Source organism: Spirillospora sp. NPDC049024 (assembly GCF_040649235.1).
Lineage (GTDB): Bacteria > Actinomycetota > Actinomycetes > Streptosporangiales > Streptosporangiaceae > Spirillospora.
On sequence record NZ_JBEZFD010000020.1, the window covers coordinates 13,073 to 31,972 of the forward strand.

Sequence of the window (18,900 nt, forward strand, 5' to 3'; positions counted from 1 at the left end):
GGTTCCGCCGACATGATCGAAGGAGGACCTCCCGTGACGAGCGAGACCGGTGTCCGGGCGGCCACCGGCGTCGACCGCCGTGCCGCCGGGATGCGGATGAGCACCGGGCGGGCCGGAGACAGGCTCTTCGTCTCGGCGGCCCGCGGCTCCGGCATCATCGTGCTGCTGATCATGGCCGCGATCGCGGTCTTCCTGGTGTGGAAGGCGATCCCGGCGCTGCAGGACAACAAGGCGAACTTCCTCACCGCCGAGGAGTGGAACCCGAACGCGGCGCCGCCGAGGTTCGGCATCGCGCAGCTCGCGTTCGGGACCGTCGTCTCGTCGCTGCTGGCGATGCTCATCGCGACCCCGGTCGCGGTCGGCATCGCGCTGTTCATCTCCTTCTACTCGCCGCGGCGGCTCGCCTCCGGGCTCGGGTACGTCGTGGACCTGCTCGCGGCGGTGCCCAGCATCGTCTACGGCCTCTGGGGCCTGGCGTTCCTGTCGCAGCACATGGAGGGGATCAGCAAGTTCCTGAACGGGACGCTCGGCTGGATCCCGCTGCTCGGCGGCGACTCCCCGGGCAAGAACTCGATCTTCACCGCCTCCGTGGTGCTCGCGATCATGATCCTGCCGATCATCTCGTCGATCTCCCGCGAGGTGTTCCTGCAGGTGCCGCGGGCCAACGTGGAGGCCGCGCTCGCGCTCGGCGCCACCCGCTGGGAGACGATCCGGATGGCGGTGCTGCCCTACGGCCGCTCCGGCATGATCGGCGGCGCCATGCTCGGCCTCGGCCGCGCCATGGGCGAGACGATCGCGGTCGCGATGGTGCTGACCTTCGTCCCGGGGATCAACTGGCACATCCTGGAGAACGGCGGCGCCACGTTCGCCTCCAACATCGCCAACAGCTTCGACGAGGCGACGACGACGGGCCGCGGCGCCCTGATCGCCTCCGGCCTCGTGCTGTTCCTGATCACGCTGCTGGTCAACATGGCCGCCCGCGCGGTCGTCGCGCGCCGGAAGGAGTTCGTGTGAGCGCCGTCCCCACCCGAGGGCCCGCCTCCGGGGCCCGGCTCGCCCCGGTCTCCGCCGGGCGCAAGATCAAGGACCGGGCCGCCCAGGGGGCGGTCTACCTCGCGTTCGTGCTGGCGCTCATCCCGCTGGTCTCGGTGCTGTGGACGGTCGTCGTGAACGGCGCCAAGCGCCTCGACCCGACGTTCTTCCAGTTCTCCATGAACGCCGTGAGCGGCAGCGACCCGGGCGGCGGTGCCTACCACGCCATCGTCGGCACCCTGGAGCAGGTGCTGATCACCAGCCTGATCGCCGTTCCGATCGCCGTGCTCACCGCGATCTACCTGGTGGAGTACGCCGGGAACGGCCGGCTCGGCAAGGTGATCAGCTTCACCGTGGACGTCATGACCGGCATCCCGTCGATCGTCGCGGGCCTGTTCGTCCTGGCGCTGTGGCTGCTGACCTTCGGGTTCGACTTCTCCGGGCTGGCGGGTTCGCTGGCGCTGACGATCCTGATGATCCCGACGGTGGTGCGGGCCAGCGAGGAGATGCTCAAGCTGGTGCCGGCCGAGCTGCGGGAGGCGTCCTACGCGCTGGGCGTGCCGCGCTGGCGGACGATCATGTTCGTGGTGCTGCCGACCGCGCTCACCGGCATGATCACCGGGATCATGCTCGCGGTGGCCCGGGTGATGGGCGAGACGGCGCCGCTGCTGCTCACGATCTTCTTCACCAAGGCGATCAACACCAACGCCTTCAGCGGCCCCCAGGGGTCGCTGCCGACGTTCATCTGGGAGCAGGCGAAGGATCCGAACCAGCACTCGATCGACCGTGCCTGGACGGGCGCGCTGGTGCTGATCATGATCATCATGCTGCTCAACCTCGTCGCCCGTCTCATCGCGGGCCGGCGCAGGCCCGCGGGCCGCTGACACCCCGATAAGGAGTTATCACCCCATGGCCAAGCGGATCGAAGTCTCCGGGCTGCACGCCTACTACGGCGGCGTCCACGCCATCGAGGACATCTCGATGACGATCGAGCCGCGCTCGGTGACGGCGTTCATCGGGCCGTCGGGCTGCGGCAAGTCCACGTTCCTGCGCACCCTGAACCGGATGCACGAGGTCATCCCGGGCGCCCGCGTCGAGGGCAAGGTCATGCTGGACGACCAGGACCTCTACGACTCGGCCGTCGACCCGGTCGCGGTGCGGCGCGTCGTCGGCATGGTCTTCCAGCGGCCCAACCCGTTCCCCACCATGTCGATCTACGACAACGTGGCGGCCGGGCTGAAGCTGAACGGCGTCCGCCGCAAGGGCCGGCTGGACGAGGTCGTCGAGGAGTCGCTGCGCGGCGCCAATCTGTGGAACGAGGTCAAGGACCGGCTCGGCAAGCCCGGTGCGGGCCTGTCGGGCGGGCAGCAGCAGCGCCTCTGCATCGCGCGTGCGATCGCCGTCCAGCCGCAGGTGCTGCTGATGGACGAGCCGTGCTCGGCGCTCGACCCGATCTCCACCCTCGCGATCGAGGACCTGATCGAGAAGCTGAAGACGCAGTACACGATCGTCATCGTCACGCACAACATGCAGCAGGCGGCCCGGGTCAGCGACCGCACCGCGTTCTTCAACATCGCGGGGACCGGCAAGCCCGGCAAGCTCATCGAGATCGACGACACCAGCAAGATCTTCGCGAACCCGGAGCAGAAGGCCACCGAGGACTACATCACCGGCCGCTTCGGCTGACCGCCCGACCCTCAGGGCCGGCGGGTGCTGGTCCTTCGGGTCAGGGACCATGGCGCCGGCCGGGAGTCCGGCTCCTGGCCGCCGAGGATCGCCCTGGCGCAGGCCGCGCCCTGGTCGCGCAGGGATTGGGCGACCGTGGTCAGGCCCAGGGGTGCCGCCACGGCCGCGTCGTCCCAGCCGGTGACCGCCACGTCGCCGGGGACGGCACGGCCGGCCGCGCGCGCCGCTCGAACGACCCCGGACGCCTGCCGGTCGCTCATCGCGGCTATCGCGTCGGGTGGCTCCGCGGAGGTCAGGAGGGCCGTCGCGACGCGCTCCGCCTCTGCGGCGTCGTTGCGCGCGCATACGGCGACGGTCACGTCATGCCAGGCGGTCCCGGCGGCTTCGGCCGCCTCTCGATACCCCTCCAGGCGCTCGCGCGTCACCGGGAACAGGACGTCGGGGAGCTCCGCGCCCTTGGTGATCGCGGTCGTCCGGTCCCGCGAGAGCGGGAAGCTCACGATGGCCGGACGTGCGGCGCCCGCGAAGGCGACGGCGCCCACCGCTCGGGCCGCCGCGCGGTTGTCGATGCTCACCAGGCCCATCCCGTCCAGCGCAGGCCCGCCGTGGACCACCGCGGGACGCTTCGTCCCCCGGACGGCCGCGAGGACGGGGTCGTCGTCGGACGTGGTCCACACGACGAACCCGTCGACGGCGGCGTCGGTGATCCGGGAGACGTCGTCGGCGGCGCCCGTGATCGGCACGATGGTCATGCCGTAGCCGTGGTCGGCGCAGACGTCGGCGATCCCCGCCAGGAAGGACACCGCCTCCGGGTCGTCGAACGCGTAGCTCAGGTGCTCGCCCATCACCACGCCGAGCGTGCGGGTGCTGCCCCGGCGCAGGGACCGGGCACTCGGGTCGGGGCCCGGATAACCGAGGCGGGTCGCGGCGGCCAGCACCTTCGCCCGCGTCCCGTCCGATACGCGGTTCGGCCGGTTGTAGGTGTAGGAGGCGGTCATCACCGACACACCGGCCAGTTCCGCCACCTGGGCCAGGGTCGCCCGCTTCGCGCCTCGGGAGTGTTCCATGGCCCTCAGTTTAGATGTGTATCGTTACACAGATGAGGGTCGGCAATGGGATGACGTTCCGGGCTTACCTGGGCTTCGGGGCGTTCGGAGCGTTCTGGGGGGTGTGGGGCGCCTCGGTGCCGCGGGTCCAGGAGCAGGCCGGCGTCGGGGACGGCGGGCTCGGCTTCGCGCTGCTGTTCGTGGGCGCGGGGGCCCTCCCGGCGATGCTCCTGGCCGGACGGGCGCTGGATCGATGGGGGCCCGGAGTCGCGGGCGCGGCCCTCGCCGCTCTCGGCGGCGCCGGCATCCTCGTGGCGTTCACCGCTGTGGGCCTGGCGAGCCTTTGCGTCGGGTTGGCCGTGGTGGGGGCTACCAGTGGGGCGGCCGACGTGGCCATCAACGCGGTCGCCGGGCGGGCCGAGAAGGCCGCCGGAAGACCCGTCATCACCCGGGCTCACGGCGTCTTCTCCAGTCTGGTGGTGCTGGCGAGCCTTGGGACCGGGCTGGTGTCGTCGCTGCCGATCGCCGTGCCGTTCGCTGTCGTGGCCGCTGTGTGTGCGGGGGCGGGTGCCGGCTTCAAGGCGGGTGCCGGACAGGGGGCGCGGTCTCGGCAGGCCGGTGCGCTTCCTGAGGGGGACGTCGTCCGGCAGGAGGCGGCGGTGCCGCTCGGGCGGCGCCGGACGGTCCCGTTGGTGCTCGTCGGGGTGCTGGGGGCGTTCGCGTTCGCCAGCGAGAACGCCCACCAGAGCTGGAGCGCGGTCTTCCTCCACGACGAGTTCCACGCCGGCGGGCTGAGCGCCGTCGCGCCCGCCGTCTTCGCGGGGACGGTCGCGATCACGCGGTTCGCGGCGGGCGGGCTGACCGCCGTCCGCGGCGTCCTTCTCGCGGGGGCGGCGGGGGCCGCGGGCGGGGCCGCCGTCATCGCCGCCGCGCCCACGCCGGCGGTCGCCGGGGCCGGGCTCGCGCTGGCCGCCGCCGGGACGGCCGTGCTGTTCCCGACGCTGCTCCGCCTGGTCGCGCGGAACGTCGACGAGGACCGCCGCGGACGCGCGACCTCGGTCGTCACGACCGTGTCCTACCTCGGGTTCCTCGCCGGGCCGGTCTACGTCGGGCTGTGGGCGGACGCCGTGGGGCTGCGCGGGGCCATGGTCGCGGTCGCGGCGCTCGCGGTCGTCCTCCTGGTCCTGACTGCGCCGCTGCTCCGCCTCAGCGGCTTCGGCGGTGCGGCACGGGACGGTCAGGCGCGGGCGGGAGTCCTCTCCTCGGCGTCGCCCGGGCGGTGGTCGGGGACGAAGCGGTAGCCGACGTTGCGGACGGTGCCGATCAGGGACTCGTACTCGGCGCCGAGCTTGGCGCGCAGGCGGCGGACGTGGACGTCGACGGTGCGGGTGCCGCCGAAGTAGTCGTAGCCCCAGACCTCCTGGAGGAGTTGGGCGCGCGTGAAGACGCGGCCCGGGTGCTGCGCCAGGTACTTCAGCAGCTCGAACTCCTTGAACGTCAGGTCGAGGACGCGGCCGCGGAGCCGGGCCGTGTAGGTGGCCTCGTCGATCGTGAGGTCGCCGCTGCGGATCTCGCCCGGGACCTCGTCGGCCTCCGCGCCGGCCGCGGCGCGCCCGACGGCGAGGCGGAGGCGGGCCTCGACCTCGGCGGGGCCGGCGGTCTGTAGCAGCACGTCGTCCAGGCCCCATTCGGGGCTCAGCGCGGCGAGCCCTCCCTCGGTGACGATCGCGAGCAGCGGGCAGTCGAGTCCGGTGGTGCGCAGCAGGCGGCACAGGCTCTTGGCCTGGACCAGCTCGCGGCGGGCGTCCACCAGCACGACGTCGGCCGGTGGCGCGTCGATGAGCGCGGACGCCTCGGCGGGCGCGACGCGCACGGAGTGCAGCAGAAGTCCGAGCGCCGGCAGGACCTCGTCCGAGGGTTCCAGCGCGTTGGTCAGCAAGAGCAAGCTGCTCAAATGCCGCCTCCCGTCTCTAAAAAGACGTAGGACCCAGGCGGCTCACCCTCCAGCCCCGGCACACGGCCAGCGGCTCGAAGACGAGGTGACCATGAAGGGCCTTTCGGATGAACTCCATGGCCTCGTCGCCCGGATCCCTCACCCCTGAGCATAACCGAGGTGGCCCCGGCGTCCATGGCGCGACCTGGCCGGACCGTGTCAGCGGGGGATGAGAGCCTGTATGCATGGCCAAGGGAACGATCCGGTACTGGGCGGCCGCCAAGGCGGCGGCGGGGACCCATGAGGAGCCGTACGACGCGGTGACGCTGGCGGACGCGCTGGCCGCCGCCATGGACGCGCGCGGCGACGAGTTCGCCCGGGTCGTGGGCAGGAGTTCGTTCCTCATCGACGGTGACCCGGTCGGGACCCGCCCGCACGCGTCCGTGGCCCTGCCGGAGGGCGCCGTCGTGGAGGTGCTGCCGCCCTTCGCCGGCGGTTGAGTTCACCGCCGGAGGTCACGGTGGGTGGTCGGCGTCACGGTCAGTGACTGGGTGCGCATAAGGTGGCTGATCTCACAACCGGGTGATTTTTCGGTCTCAGAGGTCATCCTCCGGTGCGACCCCTTGCGGGCGGTTCGTTCACTAAGGTGTGGCGGGCGCGTGCCGCAGGCCGAAGGAGAGACATGCGGAAAGTACTGCTGGTCCTGCTGGTCCTGGTCGCCGCGGGGCTGGTCGCCGCGGACCGGATCGGGGTCCGGGTCGCGGAGGACAAGATCGGTGAGCAGGTCGCCGCGCAGTACAACCTGCAGGAGCGGCCGGACGTCACGATCCACGGCATCCCGTTCCTGACCCAGGCGGTCGGCGGCGAGTACAAGCACATCGAGGTGGGCATCGGCGACTGGACGCAGCAGGGCGTGACCGTCACCGGCGTCAAGGTCGACATGCGGGGCGTGGACGCGCCGCTGTCGGAGGTCACCAAGGGCAGCGCCGCCGATGTCACCGCGCGCACCGCGACCGCCTCGGCCGTCGTCCCCTACGACGTGATCCAGAAGCGCGCGCCCAAGGAGGTCAAGCGGATCGGGCCGAAGGGCGACGACCTGTCGGTCGACCTGACCGGCAACGTCCTCGGCGTCCAGCTGGCCGGCACCGCTGTCGTGCAGGTCAAGCCGACCGCGAAGGGCATCGCGATCTCGCCCGTGTCGGTGGGGTCGAACGGCGCGGCGCAGATCCCGCTGGCGCTGGTGAAGTCGCAGCTCACCTGGACCGTGCCGGTCTCCGATCTGCCCGTCGGGTCGCGGATCAGCCAGATCCAGCCCACGCCGGAGGGGCTGCGCGTGGCCGCGACCGCCGAGAACGTCCGGCTGAACGACCTGCAGGCGCCCACCGGGCAGTGATCCCCGTCCCCCCGGGAGAGTGATCCCCGCCACGCCGGGAAGAAGCGGCGGGGCCGCGGGGTTGTACGGGCGATGATCGGAGCAGTGGTCGCCGCGTGCGTCCTCCTCGCGGCCACGGTGTTCGGCCTGGTGAGGCGGCGCCGTGACGGTGTGCTGCGCGCCCGGCGGGAGAGGGGCGGCGAGGTGGGCGAGACCGTCGGCGCGGACGAGCTGGGCGCCGAGCTCGGCGAGAAGGCCACGCTGCTGCAGTTCTCCAGCGCGTTCTGCGCGCCGTGCCGGGCCACCCGCCGCGTCCTCGGCGAGGTGAGCGAGATGGTGGAGGGCGTCGTCCATGTCGAGCTCGACGCCGAGGCGCATCTCGATCTCGTCCGGCGGCTGAACGTCGTCCGCACTCCGACCGTCCTCGTCCTGGACGCCACCGGACGCGTCGTCCGGCGCGCGGCCGGAGCCCCCCGCAAACCCGACGTCATCGCCGCTCTCGGGGAGGCCATCACATGATCCACTACGTGAGCGGCGCCCGGATGACCTGCGCTAAGACGAATGTCACTGTCTCGCAAGGCGAGACGGATGTGACAGCCCGTGGATTGTCGGCTTAACATCGTGTCCGTGCGTTACTGGACAGAGCAGATGCTCACGAAGCGCCGCGCGGTCGACTTCTGCCGCGTGGCCGCCTCGCTCTGTCGTACGGCCTGAGGCATCGAGCCCGTCCGCCCCCCGAGCAAACTTCGTCTTCTAGCTCGTACGCACGCTTCCACTCCGCCAGGAGCACCCCGATGCAGGTTGATCCGCGTGGGCAGCGCTTCGTCGCGTCCGTCACCACGGTCGTCCTCATCGCCGTGCTGGTGACCGGAAGCTGGGCACTGCTCGCCGCTCAGGCCGTCGTGTTCGCCATCGCGACCTTCCTCGGCCTTCGGTACGCCCCGTACGGACTGGTGTTCAGAGTGCTCATCCGTCCCCGGCTCGCTCCCCCCAGGGAACTGGAGGACGAGGCCGCGCCCCGCTTCGCGCAGGGTGTCGGGCTCGCCTTCGCCCTCGTGGGCACGGCCGGGTACGCGACGGGGACCACCTGGCTCGGCATCGGTGCCACCGCCCTCGCGCTGGCGGCGGCGTTCCTGAACGCGGCGTTCGGGTTCTGCCTCGGCTGCGAGATGTATCTGCTCATCCGCCGCATCACCGCGAAAGTCCGCTCCGAAGGGAAGGTTCCCGCATGAGCCGCTCAGACGTCCTGGTAGACACCGACTGGGTCGAGGCCCACCTGGACGACCCCGGGCTCGTGCTCGTCGAGGTCGACGAGGACGTGTCCGCCTATGACAAGGGCCACATCCGTGGCGCCGTGAAGATCGACTGGAAGACCGAGCTGCAGGACCCGGTCCGCCGCGACTTCGTGGACAGGACCGGCTTCGAGCAGCTGCTGTCGAGCAAGGGCATCGCGAACGACGACCTCGTCATCCTGTACGGCGGCAACAACAACTGGTTCGCCGCGTACGCGTACTGGTACTTCAAGCTGTACGGCCACGACAAGGTGAAGCTCCTCGACGGCGGCCGCAAGAAGTGGGAGCTCGACTCCCGCGAGCTGGTCACCGACGTCCCGACCCGTCCCGCGACCCAGTACAAGGCCAAGGACCAGGACCTGTCCATCCGCGCCTTCCGCGACGAGGTCGTGGACGCGATCGGCAAGCAGAACCTGATCGACGTCCGCTCGCCGGACGAGTTCAGCGGCAAGCTGCTCGCCCCGGCGCACCTGCCGCAGGAGCAGTCGCAGCGCGCCGGCCACGTGCCGACCGCGGCCAACATCCCGTGGTCGAAGGCGGCCAACGACGACGGCACCTTCAAGTCCGACGAGGAGCTCCGCGCCCTCTACACCGAGGCCGGCGTCGACCTGAACAAGGACACCATCGCCTACTGCCGCATCGGCGAGCGCTCCTCGCACACGTGGTTCGCCCTGCGCGAGCTGCTGGGCCTGGACAACGTGAAGAACTACGACGGCTCGTGGACCGAGTACGGCTCGCTCGTCGGCGTGCCGATCGAGCTCGGCGCGGGCAAGTAAGTCCGCCAGCACAGTCCGGCAGCACCACACTTGGAGGAACCATGACCCAGGGCTGCGCAGCGCCCGAGCAGACGGCGCACCTTCCGGCGACCGTCGACCTGACCAACGAGGCCGTCATCCAGGGGACCGTCACCCGTGACGGCGTCCCGGTGTCGAGCGCCTACGCCCGCCTGCTCGACTCGTCGGGCGAGTTCACCGCTGAGGTGGTGACGGGCGAGGAGGGCGTGTTCCGGTTCTTCGCCGCCGACGGCGACTGGACGGTCCGCGTCCTGGCGGCCGGCGGCGTGAGCGTCGACACCGCCGTCACCGCGAAGACCGGCACGGTCGCCGGCCTCGAGGTCGCGATCTGACCGGCATGATCTGATCGGCGCGGTCTGATCGGCGCCGGCCGACCGGTGCCGTCCGACCCGCGCCCTGGTCCGCGAACCCCGTCGTCCCCCCATCGGGACGGCGGGGTTCGTTACGATCGGCGCGATGTCCGCTCTGTCCGCGCGTTCCCCGCTGGTCCTCCCCTGGGCGACGCTGAAGCTCGCGGGGCGGTTCGTCCTGCCGCTCGCCCTGTGGTTCACCGTGGGGGAGTTGCTGCGCTACGGCGCGATGTACGCGGGCTACCGGCTCGGCGCGATGAAGGGCATCGCGGCGAACGTCGCGCCGATCACCACCGTCGGCCTGCTGGTGGTGATCACCCTGGCGGTGACGGTGCTGATGGTGCACAGCGTCCGGGAGGGCCTGGACGTGGTCACCGCCCGCGACTCCGGCGGCGGCCTCACGCCGTGGGCGGTGGGCAACGAGGAGTCGGTGCTCGGCGCGATCGGCCGCGCCGCGCTTCCGTTCGTCATCTTCTACCTGGCGTGGGGCAAGCAGGGCGAGGACGCCCGCGAGTTCGCGGGCATGGCCGCGAGCCGCGGGTTCGCCGAGGGCGGTTTCGAGGGGCAGCTCAAGGGCGCCGGGATGCTGCTGACGATGGAGCGCCACCTCGGCCTCGCGATCGGCCTCACCGCGGGCCTGTTCGTGCTGAAGGTGCTCGCGGAGTGGCGGCTCGAGGAGCGGCTGCCCCGCGCGATCGGCGCGCTGGTGGCGTTCCTGGAGATCAACTTCGCGCTGTTCGGCATCTTCACGATCGACCATCTGCGCGGCGAGGGCGTCGACTGGTTCACCGCGCGGCAGGCGTGGTCGTGGGTGGACGGCGCGGCGGGACCCGTCCTCGACCTGTGGCCGCCGTTCAAGGACGCCGTGCTCGGCGCGCTGATCTGGCTCGTGATCGCCGGAGTGGTCCTCGGGCTGGACGCGGGGGACGAGCGGGTCGTGCTCGGCGGGAGCCGCGCTGCGCGGCGGCTGGCCCGCGCCGGCGGGATCGACCGCTCGGGCAGCCCCCGGGAACTGCTCACCCGCGGGTTCCGCGAGATGTGGCTGCCCGCCTGGTACGGGCTGCGGCTGGTGCGCCGGTCGGGACTGATGCCGTTCGCGGTGTTCTGCCTGCTGTTCGCCGGCCTGGACGTGGCGGAGGAGGCCTCCCGCCGGGTCGTCTACGAGCTGATCGGCCCGCACGAGGTGACGTGGTGGATGCGGGCGCTGCCGTTCGTCGGGTACGGGACGGGCCTGGTGTTCGAGATCCTGCGCGTGTGCCTGCTCGCGGCGGCGTTCAACCTGGTGATGGCGCGGGTCAGCGCGAGAACCGCAGCGAAACCTGCGGGGCCCCCGGCTTCCGTGACGTCTTCGGCGCCCGGATCTCCAGTTCCAGCGAGTCCGCCATGGCGCGGGGCACCGTCCCCCTGACGGTGACGGCCATCGCGACGCCCGCCGCCGGCTCGCGCGTCCGCAGCGCCGTCGCCGACCACGCGCGGCCGTCGTCGTCGCGGAACCGGTAGACCAGGCCGTAGGAGCCGACCGCCTTGGCGCTCGCCGCGTCGGACGGGCGGACGGCGAGCTGCAGTCGCAGTTCCGTCACGTCGCCCTGGGCCTTGCCCAGCGGCGCGGCCTTCTGCCGTCCGAAGACCTTCCATCGCGCGCCGGCCAGCTCACCGATCCGTCCCTCCGCGACGGTGGTGACCTTCTCCGGCGGATCCAGGTTCTTGCGGACGGTGCGGGTGTCGTCCGCCCAGTGCACGGCGAGGTACGCCGACATCGCGCACACGAGTGCGATCGCCTGGACGACGCGCCGGTCCCTCGGCCGCAACCGGGACCGGTCGGACGGGGTGGGGAGCGGGATCCCGTCGGGGTGGGTGTCGGCGGCGGTCACGGGCCGTCCGCCCTGACCTTGTAGCGCTCCGGGGCGGCGCGCAGCAGTGCCGCCGCGCGGTCCGCGGTGAGGCCGAGGTCGATGTCGGCCGCGGCGGACAGCTGCGGCAGCAGACCGCCGGTGCCGACGACGAGGTGCGCGCCCGCCACCCGGTTCCTCGGCAGCTCGAACAGGAACGTCGCGGGCGTCCAGATCATCGGCTCGAACGTCGGCTGCGCGCCCGCGGAGGCCGACCCGGTCCGCGGGTCCTCCCGGAACGTGTAGCCGCCGGGCGTCTCCAGGACGGCGGAGGAGAGCTGGAGCGGCTCCTCCCGGCTCGTCGCCCGCAGCCGGACCACGAGGTAGACGCCGTCCGTCCCGACGGGCGGCGGATTGCCGAGGCTGAGGCTCGGCTCCAGCGACCGCGCCGCGTCCACCCGCTCGACCCGGACGCTGAAGTACCGGGTCGCGACCTCCTCGCCGATCGCGCCGCCGGTCCGGATCGGGTCCAGCTCCGCGGCCCGAACCTGGGGGCGGACGGAGTGCAGCCACATCGCGCCGGCGAGCAGGAGCGTCCCGCCGACGCCGGCGCCCGCCCGCAGCAGGACCTCGCGGCCGTTCACCGCGGGCTCACCGGGAGGGTGAGGCGGCCGGCGAGCACGTCGCTCTTCGGGTCGACCAGCCAGTTGTAGTCGTCGTCGGTGAACCCGTGCTCGTACTCCCACTTGCGCAGGCCCACGGTCAGTTCGGTGGGCGCGTCCGCCGGGCCCATCTTCCACATCGCGGACGCCTCCACCGGCAGCCCCGGCTGCGTCATGTCCGTCTTCGAGCCGCCCGCGACGCCCTCCACGTCGTCGGGTTTCAGCCACTTGCCGGCCTTGGTGAGCGCGACCACGCCGTCGGACAGGCCGCCGATGCCGAGCGACTCGGTCTCCTTGCCCTTGTTGAGCACCCGCAGCCGCACGATGAGGCGGCGCTCCCTGCCGGCGCCGAAGCCGCCCTCGACCTGCCCGATCCGCGCGTCGTGGACGGTCACCTCGAACAGCCCCAGGTCGAGAGGCTTGCCGGGCTTCGCGGCGGGCTGCTTGGGCGTCTCCTTGAACCCGCCCGTCACCCACAGCACGGGGACCAGGACGGCCGCCACTCCCGCGGCCGCGGCGGGCGCGAGCCATCGCGGCCGCGGCGCGCGGCGCGCGGGGCCTGCCGGGGGAGGGGGAGCCGGTGCGGAGGGCAGCACGCGCCAGATCGTAACGCGCCCGGTCCCAGCGCACCGGATCAGGAGCACGCCGGTCGTGTCCGGGACGGCGTGATCTGTACTCCGCTGATCCCTTAGAGTCGTGTGGTTCGCACACGTCAGGAGAGACGAGGAATGCGCGGAGGGCGAATCGCGGCGGGCACCGCAAGCCTGGCCCTGACGTCCGTTCTGGCGTTCGCCCCGGCGGCGGCCGCGGCGCCGGCGGACCGGCCCCGGGCGGCGCCGACGACCACGGCGAAGCCGACGGCCACCAAGAAGCCGCAGGTCACCACCAAGCCGAAGCCGACGCGGCGGCTTCCGACGCAGGCCCCGGCGCCCAAGTGCAACGAGCAGATCGGGCAGCCCGCGTCGGCGATCACGGTCGAGCCGTGGGCGCAGCGGCGGCTGGACTTCGAGCAGGCCTGGCCGATCACCCGCGGCCGGGGCGTGACGGTCGCCGTCGTCGACAGCGGCATCAACGCGAGTCACCCGCAGCTCAAGGGCAAGATCGCGGCGAGCTACGACGCGACCGGCAGCACCACCGACGACTGCCTCGGGCACGGCACCGAGGTCGCGGGCATCATCGCCGCGACCGACATGCGCGCCCGCGACGTCCCGTTCGTCGGCGTCGCGCCGCAGGTCAGGCTGCTGAACGCCAAGTTCGCCAGCGGCGAGAGCACGCAGGACAACTCGCTCCTGCCGAAGGCCATCGACTGGGCCGTCGCCCACGGCGCGAAGGTCATCAACGTGTCGTCGGCCGCGCCGGACACGCCCGCGCTGCGCCGGGCCGTCGAGGGCGCGCAGAAGCACGACGCGCTCATCGTCGCCGCCGCCGGCAACGTCACCCAGGACCAGCGGGGCAAGGAGAGCGCCGCCTACCCGGCGAGCTACAAGGGCGTCCTGTCCGTCGCCGCGGTGGACGAGGCGGGCACCATCACCGGGTTCTCCAACCAGAAGACCCGCATCGACGTCTCGGCGCCCGGCCAGAACGTCATCTCGACCCTCGGCAAGGGCTACGTCGGCGGCCTGCAGGGGACGAGCTTCGGCGCCCCCTACGCGGCCGGCGTCGCCGCCCTCGTCCGCGCCCGGCACCCCAAGCTGAACTACCAGCAGGTCATCAACCGGATCCTCATCACGGCGGAGGGCGGCAACGGCTCGGGCAGCGGGCACGGCATGATCAGCCCGCTCCAGGCCGTGTCGGCCCTGGTCGACCCGAACGCCTCGCCCGGCGCGGTGCAGGCGCGCCCGCTGAGCGGCGCCGTCCCGATCGCGAAGCCGGCGCCCGTCGACCACCGGGCCCGCACGATCGGGATGGCCGTGGCGGGCGGCGCCCTCGCGCTCGCGCTGTGCGTCGCGTTCGCCGGGGCGATCATCCCGATGGGCCGCCGGCGCGGCTGGCGCCCGGGCCGGGCGGTCATCCCCGCCGAGGAGAGCGACTGACCCCGGACGGGTCAGGGTTTGACGGCGGACGCCAGGAACATCGGCAAGGCCAGGAACAGCCGGTCGCGTGCGGCGCGCTCCCGCTGGTCGGCGAGCCACGCGTCGGCCTCCTCGCCGGTGATGTCCCCGCCGGTGCGGCACGCCTCGATGAGGTTGGCCAGTACGGGCAGCGCCTCTTCATCGGTGAACACGGCGGTGTGGACCTCGACGGCCGCGTCGCGGAAACCGGCGTCCAGCAGCAGGTTGCGGTACCGGCGGGCGGCCCGCGGGGACGGTAGGCGGTCGGCGCGCGCGTGCACGATCGTCCGGGTGAGTTCAGGGTGGGCCGAGTCCACGACGAACGCGTCCCAGTCCTGGCCGCACAGCACGGCGCGTCCGCCGGGGGACAGGACGCGCCACGCCTCGGCGACGGCCGCGGCGGGTTCGGGCAGAGCGTGCAGGACCTTGTCAGCCCGGTAGCCGCCGAGTTCGCCGTCCCGGAACGGCAGCGCCGTCGCGTCGCCGAGGCGGAAGTCGCCGTCCGTGAAGCGGTCGCGCGCCATCGCGAGCATCTTCTCGCTCAGGTCGACGCCGACGGCCCGCGCGCCCAGGTCGGCCATCTCGGCGACCGCGCGTCCGGTGCCGCAGCCGACGTCCGCCACGGGCATGCCCGGAGCGACGTCGAGCAGTTCGTAGGAGCGGGCCCGCAGCCGCGTGGCGTCCGGCTTCGCGTCGTGGGCGTCGAGCAGGGCGATGAGTTCTTCGATCGGGGTCGGCATGGCGCCCATGCTGCGACTTCAAGCCGACTTGAAGTCAAGCCCGGCCCGCGGAACGCGGAACGCCCCGGGCTCACGAGCCCGGGGCGTTCCGCGTTCCCGCCGGTTACTGCTGCTGGCCGTAGAAGGCCGTCTGGATGAGGCGCTTGCCGCTGCGGCGGTCGGCGTGGGTGCCGCGGCCCGGGGGCAGCGGGCTCGGCCGCACGTCGAACAGGTTGCCCTCGTCCTTGTTGCCGGACATGATCAGCGCCGGGCTGGCCATGTCCTTCAGCCGCTGCAGGACCGGGTCGAACATCGCGCGGCCCGCCCCGCCCATGGTGCGGGACAGGATCACGTGCATGCCGATGTCGCGGGCCTGCGGCAGCAGTTCGGCCAGCTGCGCGAGCGGGTTGCCGGACGGCGTGGCGACCAGGTCGTAGTCGTCCACCACCAGGAACAGCTCCGACCCGCTCCACCACGACCGGTTGCGCAGCTGCTCGGGCGTCAGGTCGGACGGAGGGAGCCGGTTGACCAGGGCGCCGTGGACGTCCTTCATCAGCCCGCCCGCGGCCGTCGAGGACGCCGCGAACCCGATGACGTGCTCGCTCTCCGCCGAGTCCAGCAGCGCCCGGCGGTAGTCGAGCATGATGATCCGCGCCTCGGCGGTGGTGTACCTGGCCTTGATCGACTCGACGATGAGCCGCAGCAGGTTGGACTTGCCGCACTCGTTGTCGCCGAGGACGACGAAGTGCGGGTCGTTCTCGAAGTCCAGCAGGACGGGCGACAGCGTGTCCTCGTCGATGCCGATCGGGATGCGCTTGCCGGTCTCGGCGACGGCGGGCAGCGACGCGGCCGGCAGCACGTCCGGCAGCATCCGCACCGGCGGCGCGGGCGGCCGGCCCTGCCAGCCGGCCTGGATCGTCTGCACCAGGTGCCGGACGCCGTCGGTGAGGTCGCCCGCCGAGGCGCGGCCGTCGACGCGGGGCAGCGCGCCGAGGAAGTGCAGGCCCTCGCGGGTGAGGCCGCGGCCCGGACGCCCCTCGGGGACGTTCGAGGCGAGCTTTCGGTCCATCTCCGACTCGTAGGGGTCGCCGAGCTTCAGCTCCAGCTTCGTCGTGAGCAGGTCGCGGATCGTCAGCCGGAACTCCGACCACTTGTTGGTCGAGGCGACGACGTGGATGCCGTAGCCGAGGCCGCGCGCGGCGAGGTCGGTGACCGTCGCCTCGACCGCCTCGAACTCCTGCCGGACGGTCAGCCAGTTGTCGACGACCAGGAACACGTCCCCGAAGCCGTCCCCGGCGATCTGCCCCTCCGCCCGCATCCGCCGGTAGGCGGCGATCGAGTCGATGCCCCGCTCGGTGAAGAACCGCTCCCGCGACTCCAGCAGCCCCGACACCTCCGCGACCGTGCGCCGGACGCGGTCGGGGTCGAGGCGGCTCGCGACGCCGCCGACGTGCGGCAGGTCGGCCAGTGCGGCGAGCGCGCCACCGCCGAAGTCGAGGCAGTAGAACTGCACCTCCTGCGGCGTGTGCATCAGCGCGAGCGAGGTGATCAGGGTGCGCAGCAGGGTCGACTTGCCGGACTGCGGGTTGCCCGCCACGCCGATGTGGCCGGCGGCGCCGGACAGGTCCAGCCACATCGGGTCGCGGCGCTGGTCGAACGGCTTGTCCACGATGCCCGCGAAGGCGTGCAGCCGCCCGCGACCGTCCCAGCCCGCCGTGGTGAAGCCGAACTCCGGCGTCTGCTGGAGGTTCGGCAGCACCTGGTCGAGCGTGGACGGCTCCTCCAGCGGCGGCAGCCAGATCTCGTGCGGCGGCGGGCCCTGCCCGGCGAGCTGCTTGACGACGAGGTCGAACAGGCTGATCTGCGGGCCCTCGTCCTCCTTGCGGCCCTGCTGCTGCTGCGCCTGCTCCTGCATCTGCGGCCGCACGTACGCGGGCGTGAACGGGACGATCTGCGCGAGCTGCCGCGGCCCCTGCGGCGACTCGTCCGCCCGGCCGTCCTCCGGCTTGTACGGGCCCGAGACGTAGGCCGCGCGGAACCGCGTCATCGTCTCGGTGCCGATCTTCAGGTAGCCGTTGCCGGGCGCCTGCGGCAGCTCGTAGGCGTCGGGCACGCCGAGCACGACCCGCGACTCCGCCGAGGAGAACGTGCGCAGGCCGATCCGGTAGGACAGGTGCGTGTCCAGGCCGCGCAGCTTGCCCTCCTCCAGCCGCTGCGACGCGAGCAGCAGGTGGACGCCGAGCGAGCGCCCGAGCCGTCCGATCATGACGAACAGCTCGGCGAAGTCGGGCTTGGCGGACAGCAGCTCGGAGAACTCGTCCAGCACGACGAACAGGGTCGGCATCGGCTTGAGCGGCGCGCCCTGCTCGCGGGCCTTCTCGTAGTCGCGCAGCGAGGCGTAGTTGCCGGCGGCGCGCAGCCACTCCTGGCGCCGCACCATCTCGCCGTGCAGCGCGTCGTACATGCGGTCGACGAGCGGGAGCTCGTCCTCCAGGTTCGTGATGATGGCCGAGACGTGCTGGAGGCCGTCCATGCCGAGGAACGTCGCGCCGCCCTTGAAGTCGACGAGGACGAAGTTCAGCACCTCGGACGAGTGCGTCATCGCCAGGCCGAGCACCAGCGTGCGCAGCAGCTCCGACTTTCCGGAGCCGGTCGCGCCGATGCACAGGCCGTGCGGGCCGTACCCGCCCTGCGCGGCCTCCTTGATGTCCAGCTCGATCGGGCGGCCCTCGGCGTCCAGGCCGATCGGCACCCGCAGCCGGTTGCGCGGCGCCCGCGGCTGCCACGCCTGCCGCGGGTCGATCCGGGCCGGGTCGGGGACGCCGAGCAGCGTCGTCAGCGTCGTCGCGGCCGACAGCGCGTCCAGCTCGGGGCCGGCGGCGGCGCTGGCCCGCAGCGGCGCGAGCTGCCGCGCGAGGCCGTCCGCCTGGACGTAGCTGAACTGGTCGGGCCGGCCGAGCAGGTTCGGCACGTCCTTGCCGGTGCGGTCGCGGCGCAGCATCGCCATCTTGTCGGGGGCGACCCGCAGCCGCAGCATCGTGTTGTCGGCGGTCGGCGCGACGTGCCCGGTCAGGTCGATGACGCAGACGCCCTCGATGCCGTCCGAGCCGATCTGCGAGTCGGGGGTGACGGCGCCGCCGTCCACGATGACCACGTGGTAGGGCAGGTCGCTCTGCTGGAGGCCGGGGGTGAACCGGGCCCGGTCCTTCACCTCGGTGCCGAACATCCGCTCCAGCTCGGCGAGGCTGCCCGCCATCAGCCGGACCGGTCCCGCCGCGTCCGTCACCGTGGGGTGCATCGTGTGCGGCAGCCACTTCATCCAGTCCCAGTGCGGCATCGCGTCCGGCGACGCGCACACGCTGACCCGCATGTCGTCGGGCGAGTGGAACGCGGTGAGCTGGGCGATCATCGCGCGGACCATGGCGCGCACCGCGTCCATGTCGCCCATCGGCAGGATGCGCGCGAACGACGGCAGCGACACCGCCACCGGCAGGTTCGGCACCGTCGAGTGCGCCCGGACGAACCGGCGCAGCGCGCCCGCCGTCATCGGCTCCAGGTCCTCGATCGGGCGCGTCTCCGGCGGGATCAGCTGGACGGCGAGCTTCTGCGGCCCGGCGCCGATGCGCACGTTCCCGAAGTCGGGGTCGGTGGGGCGCCGCTCCCAGATCCGCGCGCTCATCACCAGCGACCACAGCGAGTCGGGGGACGGGCTGTTCCACTCCAGCGACTCGCGCTGCTGCTCGGCCGCGCGCCGCACCTTGCGCCGCACCTGCGACAGGTAGCGGAAGTAGTCGCGGCGCGCACCGTTCAGCTTGAACTTGCGCTCGCCCGAGCCGCGGCCGATCTGGCCGAGCATCATGCCGCCCATGGCCAGCGCCATGCCGCCGCTGCTGATCATCATCATCGGGCTCCTGGTCCCGCCGCCCAGGAACATCAGCCCCATCATGACCGGCATGACGGCCATCGGCAGGTACATGAGCACGTTCTGCAGGCCGCCGCTCTGCATCTCCGGGATCTCCGGAGGCGACTCCAGCAGCAGCTCGCCCTTGGGGGCCGGCGGCGGTTTGCGGCGCTCCTTGCGCCTGACGAGGATCGTGCTCACCTCGGCGTTCCTCCGGGAGCTCTCACGCCGGG

The 18,900-nt window shown here is 72.3% G+C and carries 20 protein-coding genes; 13 read left to right on the plus strand and 7 right to left on the minus strand.

Translation table 11 applies throughout. The features are described from left to right. The first annotated feature begins 33 nt into the window (after positions 1-33). From pstC to pstB, 3 genes are read left to right on the plus strand one after another with little or no spacing between them, the layout of a single operon-like run. The gene (gene pstC, locus AB0C21_RS31055) at positions 34-1,014 is read left to right on the plus strand and encodes a phosphate ABC transporter permease subunit PstC (RefSeq protein ID WP_500209000.1); all 981 of its coding nucleotides are present in this window, start codon (positions 34-36) and stop codon (positions 1,012-1,014) included. Further along, positions 1,011-1,916 carry a phosphate ABC transporter permease PstA gene (gene pstA / locus AB0C21_RS31060; RefSeq protein WP_500209001.1) on the plus strand — a complete coding sequence of 302 codons (906 nt, stop codon included), beginning with the start codon at positions 1,011-1,013 and terminating at the stop codon, positions 1,914-1,916. Before pstC ends, pstA begins: the two co-directional genes overlap by 4 nt. A gap of 25 nt (positions 1,917-1,941) precedes the next feature. Next, entirely contained in the window at positions 1,942-2,718 is a 777-nt protein-coding gene (gene pstB, locus AB0C21_RS31065; RefSeq protein WP_500209003.1) for a phosphate ABC transporter ATP-binding protein PstB, read from the plus strand. Positions 2,719-2,729: 11 nt separating this feature from the next. Here pstB and AB0C21_RS31070 read toward each other — a convergent pair whose 3' ends face one another. Next, a complete protein-coding gene (locus tag AB0C21_RS31070) occupies positions 2,730-3,785 on the minus strand; it encodes a LacI family DNA-binding transcriptional regulator (RefSeq protein WP_500209005.1) in 1,056 nt (351 codons plus the stop codon). A gap of 32 nt (positions 3,786-3,817) precedes the next feature. Between AB0C21_RS31070 and AB0C21_RS31075 the strand changes: the two genes are divergently transcribed. Continuing rightward, positions 3,818-5,065, plus strand: a complete 1,248-nt coding sequence (locus tag AB0C21_RS31075) for an MFS transporter (RefSeq protein ID WP_500209007.1) — start codon at positions 3,818-3,820, stop codon at positions 5,063-5,065. Here the strand turns inward: AB0C21_RS31075 and AB0C21_RS31080 are convergent. Continuing rightward, a complete protein-coding gene (locus AB0C21_RS31080) occupies positions 5,002-5,718 on the minus strand; it encodes a winged helix-turn-helix transcriptional regulator (protein ID WP_500209009.1) in 717 nt (238 codons plus the stop codon). The genes AB0C21_RS31075 and AB0C21_RS31080 overlap by 64 nt on opposite strands. Positions 5,719-5,942: 224 nt before the next feature. Here AB0C21_RS31080 and AB0C21_RS31085 point away from each other — a divergent pair, with 224 nt between their 5' ends. From AB0C21_RS31085 to AB0C21_RS31120, 8 genes are all read left to right on the plus strand, one after another. Further along, positions 5,943-6,197 (plus strand): MoaD/ThiS family protein, encoded by a 255-nt coding sequence (locus tag AB0C21_RS31085; RefSeq protein ID WP_500209011.1) that lies wholly within the window; start codon positions 5,943-5,945, stop codon positions 6,195-6,197. Positions 6,198-6,379: 182 nt separating this feature from the next. After that, the gene (locus tag AB0C21_RS31090; protein ID WP_149263119.1) at positions 6,380-7,090 is read left to right on the plus strand and encodes an LmeA family phospholipid-binding protein; all 711 of its coding nucleotides are present in this window, start codon (positions 6,380-6,382) and stop codon (positions 7,088-7,090) included. 183 nt (positions 7,091-7,273) lie between these two features. After that, entirely contained in the window at positions 7,274-7,588 is a 315-nt protein-coding gene (locus AB0C21_RS31095) for a TlpA family protein disulfide reductase (RefSeq protein WP_500209225.1), read from the plus strand. 129 nt (positions 7,589-7,717) lie between these two features. Next, positions 7,718-7,783: a putative leader peptide gene (locus tag AB0C21_RS31100; RefSeq protein ID WP_360761443.1), complete on the plus strand. Its 66-nt coding sequence runs from the start codon at positions 7,718-7,720 to the stop codon at positions 7,781-7,783. Between the two features lie 80 nt (positions 7,784-7,863). Next, positions 7,864-8,301 carry a DUF4395 domain-containing protein gene (locus AB0C21_RS31105; RefSeq protein ID WP_500209014.1) on the plus strand — a complete coding sequence of 146 codons (438 nt, stop codon included), beginning with the start codon at positions 7,864-7,866 and terminating at the stop codon, positions 8,299-8,301. Beyond that, entirely contained in the window at positions 8,298-9,137 is an 840-nt protein-coding gene (locus AB0C21_RS31110; RefSeq protein WP_500209016.1) for a sulfurtransferase, read from the plus strand. Before AB0C21_RS31105 ends, AB0C21_RS31110 begins: the two co-directional genes overlap by 4 nt. 41 nt (positions 9,138-9,178) lie before the next feature. After that, positions 9,179-9,487, plus strand: coding sequence for a DUF1416 domain-containing protein (locus AB0C21_RS31115; RefSeq protein WP_353819267.1), 309 nt, complete (start codon positions 9,179-9,181; stop codon positions 9,485-9,487). A 124-nt stretch (positions 9,488-9,611) separates the two neighbouring features. Beyond that, positions 9,612-10,913: a hypothetical protein gene (locus AB0C21_RS31120; protein ID WP_500209018.1), complete on the plus strand. Its 1,302-nt coding sequence runs from the start codon at positions 9,612-9,614 to the stop codon at positions 10,911-10,913. Here the strand turns inward: AB0C21_RS31120 and AB0C21_RS31125 are convergent. Genes AB0C21_RS31125 through AB0C21_RS31135 form a run of 3 tightly spaced genes read right to left on the minus strand, consistent with a single transcriptional unit; the run spans position 10,801 to position 12,592 of the window. Continuing rightward, positions 10,801-11,376: a hypothetical protein gene (locus tag AB0C21_RS31125; protein ID WP_500209020.1), complete on the minus strand. Its 576-nt coding sequence runs from the start codon at positions 11,374-11,376 to the stop codon at positions 10,801-10,803. The two genes, AB0C21_RS31120 and AB0C21_RS31125, sit on opposite strands and share 113 nt — an antisense overlap. Further along, positions 11,373-11,978: a hypothetical protein gene (locus tag AB0C21_RS31130; RefSeq protein WP_500209022.1), complete on the minus strand. Its 606-nt coding sequence runs from the start codon at positions 11,976-11,978 to the stop codon at positions 11,373-11,375. The genes AB0C21_RS31125 and AB0C21_RS31130 overlap by 4 nt, the downstream gene beginning before the upstream one ends. Then, entirely contained in the window at positions 11,975-12,592 is a 618-nt protein-coding gene (locus AB0C21_RS31135; RefSeq protein ID WP_500209024.1) for a hypothetical protein, read from the minus strand. Before AB0C21_RS31135 ends, AB0C21_RS31130 begins: the two co-directional genes overlap by 4 nt. Before the next feature lie 132 nt (positions 12,593-12,724). Here AB0C21_RS31135 and AB0C21_RS31140 point away from each other — a divergent pair, with 132 nt between their 5' ends. Beyond that, on the plus strand, positions 12,725-14,029 hold the full coding sequence (locus tag AB0C21_RS31140; RefSeq protein WP_500209026.1) for a S8 family peptidase: 1,305 nt from the start codon (positions 12,725-12,727) through the stop codon (positions 14,027-14,029). A gap of 11 nt (positions 14,030-14,040) precedes the next feature. Here AB0C21_RS31140 and AB0C21_RS31145 read toward each other — a convergent pair whose 3' ends face one another. Next, complete coding sequence (locus tag AB0C21_RS31145) at positions 14,041-14,787, minus strand: methyltransferase domain-containing protein (protein ID WP_500209027.1); 747 nt, start codon at positions 14,785-14,787, stop codon at positions 14,041-14,043. Positions 14,788-14,890: 103 nt separating this feature from the next. Beyond that, positions 14,891-18,868, minus strand: a complete 3,978-nt coding sequence (eccCa, locus tag AB0C21_RS31150) for a type VII secretion protein EccCa (RefSeq protein ID WP_500209029.1) — start codon at positions 18,866-18,868, stop codon at positions 14,891-14,893. Positions 18,869-18,900 lie beyond the last annotated feature (32 nt).